Annotated in this window: 13 protein-coding genes; 11 read left to right on the top strand and 2 right to left on the bottom strand. The window is 71.6% G+C overall.

All coding sequences use genetic code 11. From position 1 onward, the window contains the following. Positions 1–3 precede the first annotated feature (3 nt). Entirely contained in the window at positions 4–957 is a 954-nt protein-coding gene (locus tag JJJ14_RS11180) for an EamA family transporter (RefSeq protein WP_236592822.1), read from the top strand. Beyond that, positions 954–1,646, top strand: a complete 693-nt coding sequence (locus tag JJJ14_RS11175) for an NAD(P)-dependent oxidoreductase (RefSeq protein ID WP_201444172.1) — start codon at positions 954–956, stop codon at positions 1,644–1,646. The genes JJJ14_RS11180 and JJJ14_RS11175 overlap by 4 nt, the downstream gene beginning before the upstream one ends. On the opposite strand, the gene JJJ14_RS11170 is transcribed toward JJJ14_RS11175, so the two are convergent. After that, positions 1,599–3,794, bottom strand: coding sequence for a dolichyl-phosphate-mannose--protein mannosyltransferase (locus JJJ14_RS11170; RefSeq protein WP_201444171.1), 2,196 nt, complete (start codon positions 3,792–3,794; stop codon positions 1,599–1,601). The genes JJJ14_RS11175 and JJJ14_RS11170 overlap by 48 nt on opposite strands. 53 nt (positions 3,795–3,847) lie before the next feature. Between JJJ14_RS11170 and rsmI the strand changes: the two genes are divergently transcribed. Both rsmI and JJJ14_RS11160 read left to right on the top strand, forming a co-directional pair. Further along, complete coding sequence (gene rsmI / locus JJJ14_RS11165) at positions 3,848–4,777, top strand: 16S rRNA (cytidine(1402)-2'-O)-methyltransferase (protein WP_201444170.1); 930 nt, start codon at positions 3,848–3,850, stop codon at positions 4,775–4,777. A 44-nt stretch (positions 4,778–4,821) separates the two neighbouring features. Beyond that, positions 4,822–5,424 carry an isochorismatase family protein gene (locus JJJ14_RS11160; RefSeq protein WP_070510127.1) on the top strand — a complete coding sequence of 201 codons (603 nt, stop codon included), beginning with the start codon at positions 4,822–4,824 and terminating at the stop codon, positions 5,422–5,424. Between the two features lie 121 nt (positions 5,425–5,545). Here the strand turns inward: JJJ14_RS11160 and JJJ14_RS11155 are convergent, their stop codons facing one another. Continuing rightward, entirely contained in the window at positions 5,546–6,613 is a 1,068-nt protein-coding gene (locus JJJ14_RS11155; protein WP_201444169.1) for a hypothetical protein, read from the bottom strand. 259 nt (positions 6,614–6,872) lie between these two features. Here JJJ14_RS11155 and metG point away from each other — a divergent pair, with 259 nt between their 5' ends. From metG to JJJ14_RS11120, 7 genes are all read left to right on the top strand, one after another. After that, positions 6,873–8,720, top strand: a complete 1,848-nt coding sequence (metG, locus tag JJJ14_RS11150) for a methionine--tRNA ligase (protein ID WP_101559749.1) — start codon at positions 6,873–6,875, stop codon at positions 8,718–8,720. 6 nt (positions 8,721–8,726) lie between these two features. Then, positions 8,727–9,653, top strand: coding sequence for a TatD family hydrolase (locus tag JJJ14_RS11145; protein WP_201444168.1), 927 nt, complete (start codon positions 8,727–8,729; stop codon positions 9,651–9,653). 320 nt (positions 9,654–9,973) lie between these two features. Then, positions 9,974–10,996 (top strand): G5 domain-containing protein, encoded by a 1,023-nt coding sequence (locus JJJ14_RS11140; protein ID WP_101559751.1) that lies wholly within the window; start codon positions 9,974–9,976, stop codon positions 10,994–10,996. Positions 10,997–11,165: 169 nt separating this feature from the next. Beyond that, positions 11,166–12,101, top strand: a complete 936-nt coding sequence (locus JJJ14_RS12765; RefSeq protein WP_201444167.1) for a resuscitation-promoting factor — start codon at positions 11,166–11,168, stop codon at positions 12,099–12,101. A 119-nt stretch (positions 12,102–12,220) separates the two neighbouring features. Continuing rightward, the gene (rsmA, locus tag JJJ14_RS11130) at positions 12,221–13,324 is read left to right on the top strand and encodes a 16S rRNA (adenine(1518)-N(6)/adenine(1519)-N(6))-dimethyltransferase RsmA (protein WP_201444166.1); all 1,104 of its coding nucleotides are present in this window, start codon (positions 12,221–12,223) and stop codon (positions 13,322–13,324) included. Further along, positions 13,321–14,307, top strand: a complete 987-nt coding sequence (locus JJJ14_RS11125; protein WP_201444165.1) for a 4-(cytidine 5'-diphospho)-2-C-methyl-D-erythritol kinase — start codon at positions 13,321–13,323, stop codon at positions 14,305–14,307. The genes rsmA and JJJ14_RS11125 overlap by 4 nt, the downstream gene beginning before the upstream one ends. Continuing rightward, the gene (locus tag JJJ14_RS11120; protein ID WP_201444164.1) at positions 14,307–16,217 is read left to right on the top strand and encodes an ABC-F family ATP-binding cassette domain-containing protein; all 1,911 of its coding nucleotides are present in this window, start codon (positions 14,307–14,309) and stop codon (positions 16,215–16,217) included. The genes JJJ14_RS11125 and JJJ14_RS11120 overlap by 1 nt, the downstream gene beginning before the upstream one ends. Positions 16,218–16,295: the final 78 nt, after the last annotated feature.

The raw sequence follows: 16,295 nt of genomic DNA, 5'->3' as shown, positions 1-16,295 counted from the left end.
CTCATGCCGCCCCCCTCTCAAGCCACGTGCGACTCCAAGTCGGCCGCGCCCGGCGGCGCCCTGTCAGGCCGCCGGACGAGAATCGCCTGGATTGCTCTGACATCCCTGGCACCGGCCGTGTGGGGGACGACGTACATCGTCACCACCCACGTCCTTCCCCCGGGGCATCCGGTCTTCGCGGCAATGATGCGGACACTCCCAGCGGGTGTTCTCGCCCTCCTCGCCTCCCGGACGCTGCCGCACGGAACGTGGTGGTGGAAGAGTCTTGTCCTCGGAGCCCTCAACATGGCCTGCTTCTTCCCCCTCCTCTTCGTCGCCGCGCAGCGCCTGCCCGGAGGTGTGGCCGCGACACTCGGGGCCGCGCAACCGATCATCGTCGCAGGCTTCGCCGTTGCCGTCCTGGGTGAGCGCCTATCGGCATGGAGACTGATATGGGGCGTGGTCGGCGTCGTCGGTATCGCTCTCGTCGTCCTGGGACCACAGGCGCAGCTCGACGCCCTCGGGGTGGCGGCCGGCTTGGGCGGAGCCGCCTCGATGGGGCTGGGAGTCGTCCTCACCAAACGGTGGGGCAGGCCCGAGGGCGTCAGTGCCCTTGGGCTGGCCGGATGGCAGCTCACCGGTGCCGGCCTCCTGCTCATCGTGCCTGCCCTCATCATCGACGGCGTTCCAACCGGAATCGATACGGCGGCTGTGGCGGGATACGCCTGGCTCGGGCTCGTAGGAGGGCTGGCCGCCTACGTCCTGTGGTTCGAGGGTATCCGCAGGCTGCCGGTCATACCGACAGCACTGCTGGGCCTGCTCTCACCTCTGAACGCGGCGCTCCTCGGACACGTCGTCGCCGATGAGGCACTCACGCCCTTCCAGTTCCTGGGGTTCGCGCTCGCTCTCACTGCGATGAGCGCAGGACAGCTCGCCCCGCACTCCTCCCGATCCTCCTCTCGAAAGGACCCCTCATGAGAATCACCGTCCTTGGTGCCACCGGCATGGCCGGGACCGCCGTCGTCAACGAAGCGCTCAGCCGCGGTCACGAGGTGACCGCCGTATCCCGACGGCGGCGCCATCGGGCTGGCGCCCGCCTCACCTCGCGCCTGCTGGACGTCACCGACGTCGAGGGCGTGGCCGGTCTCCTGAAAGACAGTGACGCCGCTGTGGTCGCACTGCGCCCGCCCGCCGGTCACGAGAGCGACCTGACCCAACTGACGACGGCCGTCCTGGACGCCGCCTCCAGGAACCGAACGCCCCTGCTCATCATCGGGGGCGCGGCTGTGCTGAGCTCGCCCGGCAATCCCGGCACCCTCGCCATTGACGACCCCACCATTGTGCCGCCGGCCTGGAGAGACGTGGCCCAGGCAAGCCTCGATCAGTTCCGGGCGTGCCAGGCGCACAGCTACAAGGGCTGGGTCTATCTCAGCCCTCCGGCGATCTTCGCTCCAGGAGATGCCACCGGCTCCTACCACCGCGGAACCACCACGCTTCTGCGGGACACCCGTGGGCAGTCCCGCATCAGCCCTGAGGACCTGGCTCTCGCCGTCGTCGACGAGCTGGAGCATCCCGGCGGCGAGCAGCACATCACCGTCGTCGCCGGGGATCCGGGAGGCTCAGATCCAGGACGACAGGAACATGTGGGAGACCCAGAAGGAGCGTGAGACCGTCTGCCCGGTCCAGATCGGCCACCAGAAGGCTGCCGCCGCACAGGCCAGGAGCGTGACCACGATGATGAGGCCGATGCCCTCGGTGCGGATCTGCCACGTGGGGGCCATCGTCCACTTCGCCAAGGAGGCCCACGGGCTGCGGCGGCCATCCAGCCGTGGCACCTCGCCGTCAGACCACGCCGGCTCGATGGTGTCCCCCGATGTCGACGGGGCCGGGTAGCCGGTCAGCTCGTCGTAGCTGCGCGCCAGGGCCGCATCGGTGCGCGGGTCGGTGAGGGGGGCGCCGGGCTCGAGGTCGTCGTCGACGTCGACCAGGGCCGGGTTGATGCGGTAGATGCCGGGGTCGGTCTCCTCCACCGGCGGCGTCCACACGGGTGTGCGCGCGAACTGCGGACCGAAACCCAGGAATCTGGCGCCCATGCCGCGCCACGGTCGGATGCCCGGGCCGATCTGCCGCCTGAGGAGGGCCTCCAACTGGGTGTCGGCGCTCGCCGAGCCCGGCAGCGGTGGCAGCAGCCCGGAGGCCATGCCCAGCGCCAGCACGAGGACGAGCACAACGCAGGGCACGAAGGCCACCGTGTAGAAGGTGAAGATGGTGCGATCCCGGTACTGGAACCAGGGCACGTACAGGCCCAGGTAGCCGATGAGCGGCACCCAGGCCCGCCAGTCGCGGTTCTTGACCCCGATGATGACCACGGCCACCAGCGCCACCACGGCCGACCACCAGATGACGATGTTCCCGATCGAGGTGATGGCCTGAATGCAGTCCCCACCCCCGCAGGTCTGCGGCACCTGAGCCTTGTCCTCCCAGAAGAAGGAGGTCGGGCGGGTCTGCAGCAGCCAGCCCGAGGGCTTCGACTGGTACGTGTGCGGGGCGTCCAGGCCCACGTGGAACTCGTACATCTGCTGGTGGTAGGCGATGAAGTCGTTGATCTTCTCGAACACCGAGTTGTCGACGTAACCGGACAGCCAGGGGGCGGGAACCGGCAGCCCCTGCTTGATCTGCTCGGCCGTCCAGCCGTGCTTAAAGGCACCCAGGTGGGTGAACCAGGACCACCAGCAGCCGACGTAGACCACGATGACCACCGGAATCGCCTGCAGGAAGTCGCTCACGCCCTGGGCGACCGTCCCCTCCAGGAACCAGGCCCGTGCGCGCACTCGCCGTAGCGCCAGAGTGTCCCAGATGACGACGGCGATGCCGCACACCGCGACGAGGTAGAGACCCGACCACTTGATGGAGCAGGTCAGCCCCAGTGCGATGCCCGCGGCCAGCAGCCAGGGACGGATGGTGGCGTGCGGGGCGCGCGCCCCGGGCGTGGTCCCCGCCATCCTGCGGGCCAGTCGCGCCCGTGACCACTCCCGGTCGCGGACCAGGCAGTACAGGGACAAGGTGGCGAAGAAGCCGATGAACACGTCCAGCAGCCCGATGCGGGACTCGGTCAGGGCCACGCCGTCGATCGCCAGGAGCAGCCCGGCCAGGCCCGCCAGCAGCGGTGAGCGCGTCAGGCGCATCGTCAGGCGCGCCAGCAGCATCACCGTGAGGATCCCGGCGACGGCCGGCATGAACCGCCAACCGAAGGGCGACTCCGGCCCGAAGATCTCCATGCCGGCGCCGATGAGCCACTTGCCCAGCTGCGGGTGGACGACGTAGGCGGCGCTGTCGGTGAGCTTGGAGAAGTCCCCCATGGCGAAGGCCGCGTCAGCCGAGCCGGCCTTGTCGTCCCAGGCGGCCTCATAGCCCAGGTGCCACAGGGAGTAGGCGTCCTTGACGTAGTAGATCTCATCGAACATGAGTGTCTTGGGGTGGTTCAGTCCGATGAGGCGTAGCAGGGCGGCGATGACGCCGACGACGCCGGTGACGATCCACCCGCGGGCCCTCACGCCGAGGGGCATCACGGCACCCACCGGGCCCAGCCCGAGCATGGTGCGCAGCTCGGCCTCGGTACGCTCGGCGGTGGGCTCGGTGTCGCGTTCAGCGATGACGGGCTCGGCGACGGCGACCTCGACCGGCGCGGGGCTCGTGGCCTCGTCCCGCGCCGGGGCGGCTTCCTGTGCTCGTTCCTGCTCCGCGTCCGGGCCGGGGGAACCGTCGCGGGACTGCTCGGGGGACTGTTCGGGAGACAGCGCGCTCGGAGTCGTCACACCCCGAGTGTAGGCGGAGGCTACATCGAGGGCGCACCGACATACTGTGTCCTATGACTGAGAGCAGCCCGCCCCCACCTGCCGCCGCCGACGACGCCGACGTTGATCCCGTCGATGCTCCCGCCGCCCACAGCCCGGACCTGCGCGGCGGGACGATCACCCTGGCTGCCACCCCGATCGGCAATGTCTCTGACGCCTCACTGCGTCTGCGTCGCGCCCTGGAGCAGGCCGACCTCATCGCCGCCGAGGACACCCGCCGGCTGCGGTCCCTGGCCCAGCGCCTCGACGTCGAGCCCCGCGGGCGCGTCATCGCCTTCCACGAGCACAACGAGCGCGAGCGCGCCGCCGAGCTGCTCGAGGCCGCTCGCGCCGGCCTGCGCGTCCTGGTCGTCTCTGACGCCGGGATGCCCTCGGTCTCCGACCCCGGGTACCGGCTCGTCCAGGCTGCGGTGTGCGAGCAGGTGCCCGTCACGGTCGCACCGGGCCCCTCAGCGGTGCTGACTGCCCTGGCCCTGTCCGGACTGGCCTCCGACCGCTTCTGCTTCGAGGGATTCCTGCCGCGCAGGCCGGGGGAGCGGCGCCGGGCCCTGGAGTCCCTGGCCACCCAGGAGCGCACCATGATCTTCCTGGAGTCCCCCCGCCGCGTCCACGACTCCCTGGTCGCCATGGCCGAGGCTCTCGGCGCCGAACGCCCCGCGGCACTGTGCCGGGAGCTGACCAAGACCCATGAGCAGGTGCTGCGGGCCCCCTTGGCCGAGCTGGCGCGGGCCACGGCCGACGGCGTCCTGGGGGAGGTGGTCCTCGTGGTCGCCGGAGCCGAGCCTGTCGCCGCCAGCCCCGAGGCCGCCGCGCACAAGGCCCTGGCGCTGGCCGAGGCCGGCATGCGCCTCAAGGCGGCCGCGGCCCAGGCGGCCGGTGAGGCCGGTCTGCGCCCCAACGAGGTCTACCGCGCGTCCCTGGCGCTGCGTGACACCGCAGACTGAGCCGAACGGGCTCCTGTCGGGGCCGATCCCGCTATGGTCGTGTCATGAACACCGAGCACCGCACCGGTTCCCAGGCCCCCGCTCGACGGGCCCTCATCATCGTCGACGTCCAGCCCACCTTCTGCGAAGGAGGCGCCCTGCCGGTGACCGGCGGCAACGCCGTCGCCGAGCGCATCGCCGCCCACCTGTCCTCCCACCGGGGGGACTACGACCTGGTGGTCACCACCCAGGACTGGCACATCGACCCCGGTGAGCACTTCTCCAGCGAACCCGACTTCATCGACACCTGGCCCGTTCACGGCGTGGCTGACTCCGCCGAGGCCCAGCTCCACCCCGCCCTGAGCGCCCTGGAGGCCGACGCCGCCGTGAAGAAGGGCCAGTACGCCGCCGCCTACTCCGGTTTCGAGGGCGTTGACGAGGACGGACGCACCCTGGCCGACATCCTCAGCGCCGCTGGAATCGAGGCCGTTGACGTCGTCGGCCTGGCCGAGTCCCACTGCGTCAAGGACACCGCCCTGGACGCGGTCCGGCAGGGCTACCGGGTGCGGGTCCTGACCGATCTGACCGAACCGGTCAGCCCCGAGCTGGGGCGCGCCGCCCGCGCCGACATGAGTGCTGCCGGCATCGAGCTGGTGCCCTCCCACTAAAGGACTGCTCGCACCGGCCACCGGGGCCGGTCGCCAGGGTCGGGCCCCGAATCGCCCCGAACACCATGGGTGCCCTCACCGATTGTCTCGGTGAGGGCACCCATGCGTTGCCAGAGGTGGGCTACTGGGCCGGCCAGCCGCCGGGCTGCTGGTACGGGCCCGGCTGCCCGGGCTGAGCCTGCTGCTGCCCCTGCTGCACGGGCTGGGTGAACACCGAGGGCTGTGCGGGCTGAGCCTGCTGCTGCGCAGGTTGCTGAGCCGATTGCTGACCCGTCCACCCGAACTGGGCGGTCGGGGCCACCTGCGAGTACTGGGGCTGGGCTCCCGCCCCCGCAGCCGAAGCCGCGTAAGGGGCCTGCTGGGGGGGCGGCTCCGGCTGCGGGTACTGGGGCTGCTGGGCGTACTGCGCCGCCTGCGGCTGCTGGTCGGACTGCCAGGCCCCCTGGGTGTAGACGGTCGGAGTCCCGGGCGTCGCACCGGCCGTTGTGCTGAAGGCCTCACCTGCCGCAGCCGGGGCCGTGCCAGTGGCGGCCAGCTTGGAGCGCCAGGCCATGCCGCCGGCGCCCATCGCCAGACCCACGACCGCCATGATGATCGCGCCGACGGCCCCGAACAGTGACAGCAGGGTGGCCGTCGCCGACGAGGGGGCGATGATCTCACCGACGGAGACCCCCGCAGTGCTGTTGCAGTCAACGGTGTAGGCGCCCGACTTCTTGGAGGAGAAGGTCGAGAAGAGCTTGCCGCCCTTGACCTTCGTGGACGACGAGCTGGACTTCGTGTCGACGTCGTCGCCATCAGGAGAGGTCACCGAGCAGTCCGGCGCGTCGTCGCCGTCGCTGTAGAACAGCCCGTAGGTGCTGCCCTTGTCCAGCTCCACCGTGGCGGCCTGGTCGTCCGGCAGGTTGGTGACGGTGGCGTTGAACTGGCCGCGGGTGACCGCCGAGCCGATTCCGCCGATGATGGCGATGAGGAGGATGGCCAGGCCGGCCACCGCCAAGGCCGTCGGGGCGGCCAGGCTCTTGGACGTCGCCGGCTGGCTCGCGGCACCTGAGTAACCGCCTTGAGGCGTCTGGAATGGTGCGGCCGGCGGGTACTGCGAAGACTGAGCGCCGGCGAGAGCCGGGTCGTAGCCGTTGGCCGACCAGCCGGCTGGGCTCGCTGGGTACTGGGAGCCGGGGTACTGGGACATAACTGGCCTTTCTGGTCCATCGTGTCCGTGTGAGAGGCGCGTGGGAACACGTCATGACGGCGTGCACGGCAGCATGGTGATGCCGGAAGCCCGCAGCGCACCCGAGACCTCACAGGAGGCGTCGATATGTCGGAACAATCACCGGGCGGGAGCCGCACGACTCGGACAGACTACCGGGTGGCGGTGCACCCCCGCAGGCCGTGGACCAGATCCGTGGCCCTGGACTGAAGCGGCCGCGGAACCCGATAGGCTGACCTCCATGACCCACATCCTGTCCGCAGTCGCCTGGCCGTACGCCAACGGCCCGCGTCACATCGGCCACGTCGCCGGCTTCGGTGTTCCCTCTGACGTCTTCTCACGTTACATGCGCATGGCCGGTCATGACGTCCTCATGGTCTCGGGCACCGATGAACACGGCACCCCGATCCTCGTCGCCGCCGACGAGGAGGGCCTCAGCGCCCGGGAGCTCGCCGACCGCAACAACCGGCTCATTGTCGAGGACCTCGTGGCTCTGGGGTTGTCCTACGACCTGTTCACCCGCACCACCGCCGGCAACCACTACCACGTGGTCCAGGACATGTTCACCACCGTGCGGGACAACGGCTACATGGTCCAGCAGGTGACCCGCTCGGCGATCTCCCCCTCCACCGGGCGCACCCTGCCCGACCGCTACATCGAGGGCACCTGCCCGATCTGTGGCGCCGAGGGCGCCCGCGGGGACCAGTGCGACACCTGCGGCAACCAGCTCGACCCCACCGACCTCATCAGCCCGCGCTCGCGGATCAACGGCGAGACCCCCGAGTTCGTGGAGACCACCCACTGGTTCCTTGACCTGCCCGCCCTGGCTCAGGCCCTGGGCGCCTGGCTCGACGAGCGTGAGGCCTCCGGCACCTGGCGGCCCAACGTCATCAAGTTCTCCCAGAACCTCCTGGGGGACATCCGCCCGCGCGCCATGACCCGGGACATCGACTGGGGTATCCCGGTGCCCGGCTGGGAGGACCAGCCCACCAAGCGCCTCTACGTCTGGTTCGACGCCGTCATCGGCTACCTGTCCGCCTCCGTGGAGTGGGCGCGCCGCAGCGGCGACCCCGAGGCGTGGCGCGCCTGGTGGAACGACCCCCAGGCCCTGTCCTACTACTTCATGGGCAAGGACAACATCGTCTTCCACTCCCAGATCTGGCCCGCCGAGCTCCTGGGCTACAACGGTCAGGGCGCGGCCGGCGGCGAGCCCGGGCGCCTGGGCGTGCTCAACCTGCCCACCGAGGTCGTCTCCAGCGAGTTCCTCACCATGGAGGGCAAGAAGTTCTCCTCCTCCCACGGCATCGTCATCTATGTGCGCGACTTCCTCGAGCGCTACCAGGCCGATGCCCTGCGCTACTTCATCTGCGCGGCCGGCCCGGAGACCGCGGACGCGGACTTCACCTGGGCGGAGTTCGTGCGGCGCACCAACGGCGAGCTCGTGGCCGGCTGGGGCAACCTGGTCAACCGCACCGCCTCCATGATCCACAAGCGCTTCGGGCAGATCCCCGAGCCCGCCGAGCTGGAGGACATCGACCGGGCCCTGCTCGACGCCGTCGAGGCCGGCTTCGCCTCCGTGGGCGAGTTCATCGCCCAGCACCGCCAGAAAGCCGCCCTGGGGGAGGCGATGCGCCTGGTCGGCGAGGCCAACAAGTACGTGGCCGACACCCAGCCCTTCAAGCTCAAGGGCGAGGACCCCGCCACCCAGGCCCGCCTGGCCACGGTCCTGCACACATTGGCCCAGGCGGTCACCGACCTCAACCTCATGCTCTCGCCCTTCCTGCCGCACGCCGCCAACGACGTCGACCGGGTCCTGGGCGGGTCCGGCAGGATCGCCCCGATGCCCCGCATCGAGGAGGTCGCCGAGCTCGACCCCGAGCACCTGCCCGAGGCCTTCGACGGCCGCACCGGCTACCCGATCATTACCGGCGACTACCGGGACGCCCCCACCTGGGGACGCCACCCGGTGACCGTCGGCACCCCCGTGGCCAAGCCGACCCCGGTGTTCACCAAGCTGGACGAGTCGATCGTCGAGGCCGAGCTGGCCCGTTACGCCGGCTCCGTGCCCGACGACGTCACCGGCTCCTGAGGGCGCATGGGCTCGAGGAAGCGAGACCGCTCCTGGCCGCCGGCCGACGCCGTCGCCCCCCTGGCGGCCCCGGTCACAGACAACCACACGCACCTGCCGGTCGCGGCGGACGCCGGCGGCCCCGGCTCCGAGGCGCCGCTGAGTGCCGCTGAGCTGGTCGAGCGCGCCGCCGCCGTCGGCGTGACCCGCGTGGTGACCTCCGCCTGCGAGATCACCACCTGGCAGGAGAGCCTGGCCCTGGCCCGCCAGCTGCCCGGCGTGCGCGTGGCCCTGGCCGTGCACCCCAACGAGGCCGTCCTCCACGCCGGGGTGCGCGAGACCGGCCCCGACGGGCTCGAGCCCCGGGCTCAGGAGCACCATGCCGAGCCGCTCGAGGAGGTCATGGTCCGCCTGGAGGAGACGCTCAGGGCGAACGCCGACGTCGTCGTCGCTGTCGGGGAGAGTGGTCTGGATTTCTTCCGCACCGGTGAAAAGGGGGCCGTCGCCCAGCGCGAGGCCTTCCGGGCGCACATCGCCCTGGCCAAGGACCTCGACCTGCCCCTGCAGATCCACGACCGTGACGCGCACGCCGCCTGTGTGGAGGTTCTCAAGGCCGATGGCGCCCCCGATCGCACCGTCTTCCACTGCTTCTCAGGCGGGCCGCAGCTGGCCGCCGCCTGCGCCGAGCACGGCTGGTACGCCTCCATCGCCGGCCCGCTCACCTACCCGGCCAACGACACCCTGCGGGGGGCAGTCGCCGCGCTGCCCGAGTCGCTGCTCCTGGTGGAGACCGACGCCCCCTACCTCCCGCCCAAGCGCTGGCGCGGCCGCCCCAACGCCTCCTACCTGCTGGGCGACACGGTCCGCTTCCTGGCCGAGCAGCGGGGCCTGAGTGAGGAACACCTCTGCCGGCGTCTGCAGGCCACCACCGAGACTGTCTACGGGACCTGGTGATCGCCGTCGGCCGCCGAGGGGCGACGGGATCCGTCTGAGACTCAGACCTATGGACCCTGACGTCCTGCGGGGAGGAAGCCCGCCATCAGAGGGAAAGGAAAAGACCCCGCGACCGTCCCGGTACGGCCGATTTTGTCCGGACGTTGCCTCCCAGGTTGCCACCGTTCGTTCAGGGGTGTCCCAGGTGGGAGACAGGTTGGAATCAGGGCCTATCTGCACGGTTCCATCACAAGCCCACAGGGTGTGAGCAGGCGCATTGGCACGCCCCTGGGTCATCGGTTACGGTGACACGCAGTCGTCAAAACGAAGGAAGTTCTATCGTGGGTCGTCACTCCCAGACCAGCTCCCTGAGTACTACACTCGCCGGCCTCGGGTCCTTGGCCTCCAAGAAGCGGGCCGCCTCCGCAAGCCACGGCCGTCGTCGCGCCGAGGGGCCTGCCAAGACCTCCCTGACCCCCATGCTCTTCAAGGCGGGGGGTGCTGCTGCGGCCTTCTCCCTGGCGGTCTCCGGTGCCGCCTACGCGGCCATCTCCGCGGGGGATGACGAGGGGCGTTCCTCCTCGGGCGGTTCCTTCGGGCTGATCGGTGGCGAGTCGGACGGACAGGCCAAGGCCGCTGCCACCCCGAAGGCCGGCGCCGGCAAGATCGCCAGCGCCCAGACCTCCACCACCACCGTCGACGAGCCGCAGGTTCACAGCACGGTGAAGAAGGAGACCGACTCCCTGCCCAAGGGCGAGACCAAGGTTGAGACCGCCGGCGTTGACGGTCTCGTGCGCACCACCTACGAGGTCACCACCCAGGACGGCAAGGAGGTCTCCCGCACCCCCGTCGCCCAGGTCGTCGTCACCAAGAAGGTGGACGAGGTCGTCCTGGTAGGTACTGGAGAGCAGCAGGATCAGCAGGCGCAGCAGGCTCAGCAGCAGGCCGCCCAGCAGGCCCAGTCCGCCGGTGACGGGCAGGCCGCCCAGGCCAACGGGGGCAGTGAGGGCTCGAACAGCAGCACTCCGGCTCCCGCGGCCAACCCCGGCGCGGGGACCGACCCCGACAGCGCCAAAGCCATTGCCCGCTCCATGATGGCCAGCCACGGCTGGGGGGACTCGGAGTTCTCCTGCCTGGAGAGCCTGTGGACCCGTGAGTCCAGCTGGAACTACCAGGCCGAGAACGCCTCCTCGGGCGCCTACGGCATCCCCCAGGCGCTGCCCGGCACCAAGATGAGCGAGGTCGCCGACGACTGGGCCACCAACCCCACCACCCAGATCACCTGGGGCCTGAACTACATCTCCGGCCGCTACGGCACCCCCTGCTCGGCCTGGGCCCACTCCGAGTCCGTCGGCTGGTACTGAGCCGAAGCAGCCGCCCGGAACGTCGTCGACGGCGCCCGTCTCCCAGCGAGACTGGCGCCGTCGCCATTGTCATGGGACGCAGGTCACGCCGGCGTGAGGTGGTTCATTGTCGCCGCCGTGACGCTTCCACTACCGTGGCACTCGCCGTCAACTGGAAGGACGTCTCCCCATGACTCCCCTCGCCCGTTCCCACGCCCACGCCCTGCCGGAGGAGCCGCAGGCGCCGGTCCCGCAGGAGACGGCCCATGGGGAGCATGGGCAACATGGGCAACACAGCATGCGCACTATCGCGCTGCGCGCCGGTCTGGCGGCCCTGGCCCTGTCGGTCGCGGTCTCCGGGGCCGCGTACGCCGCTGTCCGCGCGGGGGAGCCCTCACGCACCTCCGGTGTCGAGGCGGCTGCGAAGGGTACCGATGGCCTGGGGGCTGAAGGCGGTCGCAGCCGGGTCTCGGTCACGCCGAGCACCCAGAAGGTGACCACCGAGACGGTCGACGCCACCGACCCCCACGGCTCGGTCCAGCAGGAGAGCGGCGATCTGTCCGAAGGCGAGACCAAGGTGGCCACAGCCGGTGTCGACGGCGTCGTGCGCACCACCTACGAGGTCACCACCGTGGGCGGCAAGGAGGTCTCCCGCACCCCCGTCGCTCAGGTCGTCGTCACCCAGAAGGTTGATGAGGTCGTCCTGGTCGGCACCGGCGCGGCCAAGAAGCAGGAGAGCAAGCCGGAACAGTCTCAGGGACAGTCCCAGTCTCAGGGCCAGGCTCAGTCCCAGGGGCAGGGTCAGACTCAGGCACCCTCGGAGTCCTCCGGAGGCTCTGGTGGTTCGGCGTCCGGCGGCAGCGCCGGCACGACCGGAGGCGAGGTCGGCGACGACGTCTGGGCCCAGCTCGCCCAGTGCGAGTCAGGCGGCAACCCGAAGACCAACACCGGCAACGGCTTCTACGGCATGTACCAGTTCACCCTGGAGACCTGGCAGTCCCTGGGCGGAACCGGCTACCCCTACGAGGCCGACGCCGCCACCCAGACCGCCATGGCCAAGAAGCTCCAGGCCCAGGCCGGCTGGGGACAGTGGCCCGGCTGCGCCGACAAACTCGGCCTGCGCTGAGCGGCCCGAGCCGCGTCCGGGGTGCCGCGCAGACCCCGGAGTGGATGATGCAGAGAGCATGCGGCATGTTCCCAGATATCTCACAGTGACAAAAGGCGGGCGCCGGTTACTGTGTCCCCATGACGTTGCCGGCCCCCGATTCACAGGTGCCCCCGGCAGGAGCCGCCCCCACCGACGGGCCCGACCCTGCAGGAGCCTGTGAGGCCACCTCCGAGCCCCCCGCCGATGCCGTGCTCGCGGAGCACCCCCACCCGGGCCCTCGGGATCCTGAGGATCCTGAGGATCACGACGCCTCTCCGAGTTCCCGTGCCGCCGGCCTCCTGGGCCCCACGGAGGTCCGCGGCCTGTCCCAGGCGCTGGGCATCCGCCCCACCAAGACGTTGGGGCAGAACTTCGTCCACGACGCCGGCACGGTGCGCCGCATCGTCAAGAGCGCGGGCGTGCGCCCCCAGGACACGGTCCTGGAGATCGGGCCGGGCCTGGGCTCCCTGACCCTGGCCCTCCTGGAGACCGGGGCGCGAGTGATCGCCGTCGAGATCGACCCCGCCCTGGCCCGGGCACTGCCCGTCACCGTCGCCGACCGCATGCCGCATGCCGCCGGCCGCCTGACCCTCATCCAGGCCGACGCGCTGAGTATCACCGGCCCGGACTCGCTGGGCGAGGCCGGGCCCCCTCCCACCCGCCTCGTGGCGAACCTGCCCTACAACGTGGCCGTCCCCGTCCTGCTTACCGCGCTGGAGGCCCTGCCCAGCCTGGAGAGCGTCACCGTCATGGTCCAGGCCGAGGTCGCCGACCGCCTCGCCGCCGAACCCGGCTCGCGGACCTACGGGGTCCCCAGCGTCAAGGCCGCCTGGTACGCCGCGGCACGCCGCACCCTGACCATCTCCCGCCACGTCTTCTGGCCCGTGCCCAACGTCGACTCCGCCCTCGTCGAGCTCGTGCGCCGTCGTCCCCCCACCACGCGCGCCACCCGCGAGCAGGTCTTCGCCGTGGTCGACGCCGCCTTCGCCCAGCGCCGCAAGACCCTGCGCAAGGCCCTGGCCAAGCTCGCCGGAGGGGCCGACGCCGCCGAGTCCGCCCTGCGCGCCGCCGGCATCGACCCGACCCGGCGCGGCGAGACCCTCGACATCACCGCCTTCGCCGCCCTGGCCGAGGTGCTGCAGCCCGTCGTCGCCGATGAGACCGCTGCGCCAACGCCTCCCACCTCACAGGAGCAGTCATGAGCCATCTGCGTGCCGTCCCCGACGGCCCCGCCGGTCCGCGCGAGTCCACCGTGCCGCCCCGCAGCGGCTCGGCCAGCTCGGTGCGCGTCGAGGCCCCCGGCAAGGTCAACCTCTTCCTGTCCGTCGGCGCCCCCGGCCCCGACGGCTACCACCCGCTCACCACGGTCTTCCAGGCGGTCCGCCTCATCGAGACCGTCACCGCCCGCAGGCAGTCCGCCCAGGACCACGGCACCGTCACCCTCACCCTTGAGGAGCCCGACGCCGACGTACCGGTGGACGAATCCAACCTGGCCGTGCGGGCCGCCACGCTCCTGGCGCAGACCACCGGCGTGAGCGAGGGCGTCGACCTCCTGCTGCGCAAGCGCGTCCCCGTCGCCGGCGGGATGGCCGGAGGATCCGCCGACGCCGCCGCCGCCCTCGTGGCCTGCAACGCCCTGTGGGGCACGGGCCTGTCGCTGCCCGAGCTCTCCGCCCTGGCCGCGCGCCTGGGGGCCGACGTCCCCTTCTCCCTGACCGGGGCCACCGCCGTCGGGAGCGGCCGCGGCGACCTGGTCACCCCGATCATGACCCGGGGCGCCTACCACTGGGTCTTCGCCCTGGCCGAGGAGGGCCTGTCCACTCCGGCGGTCTTCCGGCGCTTCGATGAGCTGACCGGTGGCGGGCAGCCCGCCGTGCGCGACGTGCCCGAGGCCCTCACCGCCGCCCTACGCGCCGGGGACGCCCGCGCTCTGGCCGGCTCCCTCCACAACGACCTCCAGGCCGCCGCCCTCGACCTGCGCCCCGAGCTGGCCGAGGTCATCGCCGTGGCCGAGGAGGCCGGGGCCCTGCGTGCCATCGTCTCCGGCTCCGGCCCCACCATCGCCGCCCTCGTCGAGGACCCCGGCAGTGCCCAACGGGTCTCGCGCGCACTGAAGGCCTCGGGCCTGGTCGCCGAGGTCCTGCGCGCCGACGCCCCCGTGGCCGGCGCCCGGGTGGTGGGCTGATGGCGCACCTGCTCGGCGTGGAGAACCTGCGCCTGACGGTCGGCTCCCGCCTGCTCCTGGACGAGGTCACCCTGGGACTGGAGGACGGTACCCGCGTCGGCGTCCTGGGCCCCAACGGTGCCGGCAAGTCCACCTTCCTGGCGGCCCTGGCCGGTCGGCGCGAGCCCGACGGCGGCCGCGTCACCCGCACCGGCGGCGTGAGCGTGGCGGTCCTGAGCCAGGCCGACGACCTGCCGCCGGGCGCCACCGTGCGCACCGCCATCCACGGCCGGGCCCCCGAGCACGAGTGGGCCTCCGATCCGGCCGTGCGTGACATCCACGCCGGCCTCATCGCCGACCTTGACCTGTCCGCCGACGTCGCCACCCTCTCCGGGGGCCAGCGCCGCCGCGTCGCCCTGGCCGCGGTCCTCACCCGCCGCGCCGACGTCGTCATCCTCGACGAGCCCACCAACCACCTCGACGTCGAGGGCGTGGACTGGCTCGCCCGCCACCTGCGGGCCCGCTTCAACGGCCCGGGCGGCCGGGCCTCCGGCGCCCTGGTCACCGTCACCCACGACCGCTGGTTCCTGGACGCCATCTGCACCGACGTCTGGGAGGTCGTCCCCGGCATCGACCCCGGCGGCGGGCGCCCCCAGGTGGCCGGCCGCATCGAGACCTACGACGGCGGGTACGCCGCCTACGTCCTGGCCCGGGCCGAGCGCGCCCGCCAGGCCGCCGTGGCCGCCGTCAAGCGGGAGAACCTCCTGCGCAAGGAGCTGGCCTGGCTGCGCCGCGGCGCCCCCGCCCGCACCTCCAAGCCCCGCTTCCGCATCGATGCCGCCGAGGCCCTCATCGCCGACGTGCCGCCCCCGCGCGACACCGTGGCCCTGACCGCCATGGCCACCGCCCGCCTGGGCAAGAAGGTCCTCGACCTCGAGGACGTCACCGTGCGCTACCCCGGGCCGCCCACCGACACCGGCGAGGCGACCCAGCGGGAGGTCCTGCGCCGGGTCACCTGGCGGCTCGCCCCCGGTGAGCGCGTCGGCGTCGTCGGCGTCAACGGCGCCGGCAAGACCACCCTGCTGCGCCTGCTCGAAGGCGTCCAGGAGCCCACTGAGGGCCGTGTCGCCCGCGGTAAGACCGTCCAGGTGGCCACCCTGTCCCAGTCCACCCACGAGCTCGACGCGCTCGCGGACCTGCGCGTCGTCGAGGCCGTGGCCATGGTGGGGGAGAGGGTCGTCGTCGGGGACAAGGAGATGACGGCGGCCCAGCTCGTCGAGCGCCTGGGCTTCACCCGTCAGCGGGCCTGGACCCGGGTGGGGGAGGTCAGTGGCGGGGAGCGCCGTCGGCTCCAGCTTCTGCGCCTGCTCATGACCGAGCCCAATGTGCTCCTGCTCGACGAGCCCACCAACGACCTGGACACCGACACCCTGGCCGCCGTCGAGGACATCCTCGACTCCTTCCCCGGCACCCTCGTGGTCGTCTCCCATGACCGCTACCTCCTGGAACGGGTGACCGACCACCAGGTGGCGCTTTTGGGCGACGGCAGTGTGCGTGATCTGCCCGGCGGGGTGGAGCAGTATCTCCAGATGCGCCGCGAGGCCATGGGCGGCGCCGGGAGCCCTAGAGCCTCAGCGGGCGCTGCGGCATCTGCGGCGACGCGGGCGGCAGCGGAGGCCTCTGCTGAGCGCAGTGCTTCCAGCGGGGCCCGTCGGCACGAGGCCCGCAAGGCCCTGGGGCGCATTGAGCGGAAGATGGAGCGGGCGGCTCAGTCGCTTGCCGCTCTGCACGCGCGCATGGAGGAGGTCTCGGCCGATCCGAACCGGGTGGGGGAGCTGGCCGAGCTCGGCCGTGAGCTTGTGGCCGCTGAGGCGACCCACGCCGATCTGGAGGAGCAGTGGCTCGAGGCGGCGGAGGCGCTGGAGGCCTGAGGGGCGGTGCCTCTGCGCCCTGGCGGGGCCTCGTCGCTGGAAGCGGTGGGGAGGGAACGGGGCTCGGGGAGAGGGATC

This window comes from Actinomyces sp. HMT 175, assembly GCF_016694895.1.
GTDB classification, from domain to species: domain Bacteria; phylum Actinomycetota; class Actinomycetes; order Actinomycetales; family Actinomycetaceae; genus Actinomyces; species Actinomyces oris.
The sequence above is the reverse complement of the archived record's forward strand: the minus strand, read 5'-3'. Positions and strand labels throughout refer to the sequence as shown.

Bases quoted from the DNA above. Each gene is read 5' to 3' on its own strand.
- JJJ14_RS11180 (WP_236592822.1), top strand. From the start codon at position 4: ATGCCGCCCCCCTCTCAAGCCACGTGCGACTCCAAGTCGGCCGCGCCC.
- JJJ14_RS11175 (WP_201444172.1), top strand. From the start codon at position 954: ATGAGAATCACCGTCCTTGGTGCCACCGGCATGGCCGGGACCGCCGTC.
- rsmI (WP_201444170.1), top strand. From the start codon at position 3,848: ATGACTGAGAGCAGCCCGCCCCCACCTGCCGCCGCCGACGACGCCGAC.
- JJJ14_RS11160 (WP_070510127.1), top strand. From the start codon at position 4,822: ATGAACACCGAGCACCGCACCGGTTCCCAGGCCCCCGCTCGACGGGCC.
- JJJ14_RS11155 (WP_201444169.1), bottom strand. From the start codon at position 6,613: ATGTCCCAGTACCCCGGCTCCCAGTACCCAGCGAGCCCAGCCGGCTGG.
- metG (WP_101559749.1), top strand. From the start codon at position 6,873: ATGACCCACATCCTGTCCGCAGTCGCCTGGCCGTACGCCAACGGCCCG.
- JJJ14_RS11145 (WP_201444168.1), top strand. From the start codon at position 8,727: ATGGGCTCGAGGAAGCGAGACCGCTCCTGGCCGCCGGCCGACGCCGTC.
- JJJ14_RS12765 (WP_201444167.1), top strand. From the start codon at position 11,166: ATGACTCCCCTCGCCCGTTCCCACGCCCACGCCCTGCCGGAGGAGCCG.
- rsmA (WP_201444166.1), top strand. From the start codon at position 12,221: ATGACGTTGCCGGCCCCCGATTCACAGGTGCCCCCGGCAGGAGCCGCC.
- JJJ14_RS11125 (WP_201444165.1), top strand. From the start codon at position 13,321: ATGAGCCATCTGCGTGCCGTCCCCGACGGCCCCGCCGGTCCGCGCGAG.
- JJJ14_RS11120 (WP_201444164.1), top strand. From the start codon at position 14,307: ATGGCGCACCTGCTCGGCGTGGAGAACCTGCGCCTGACGGTCGGCTCC.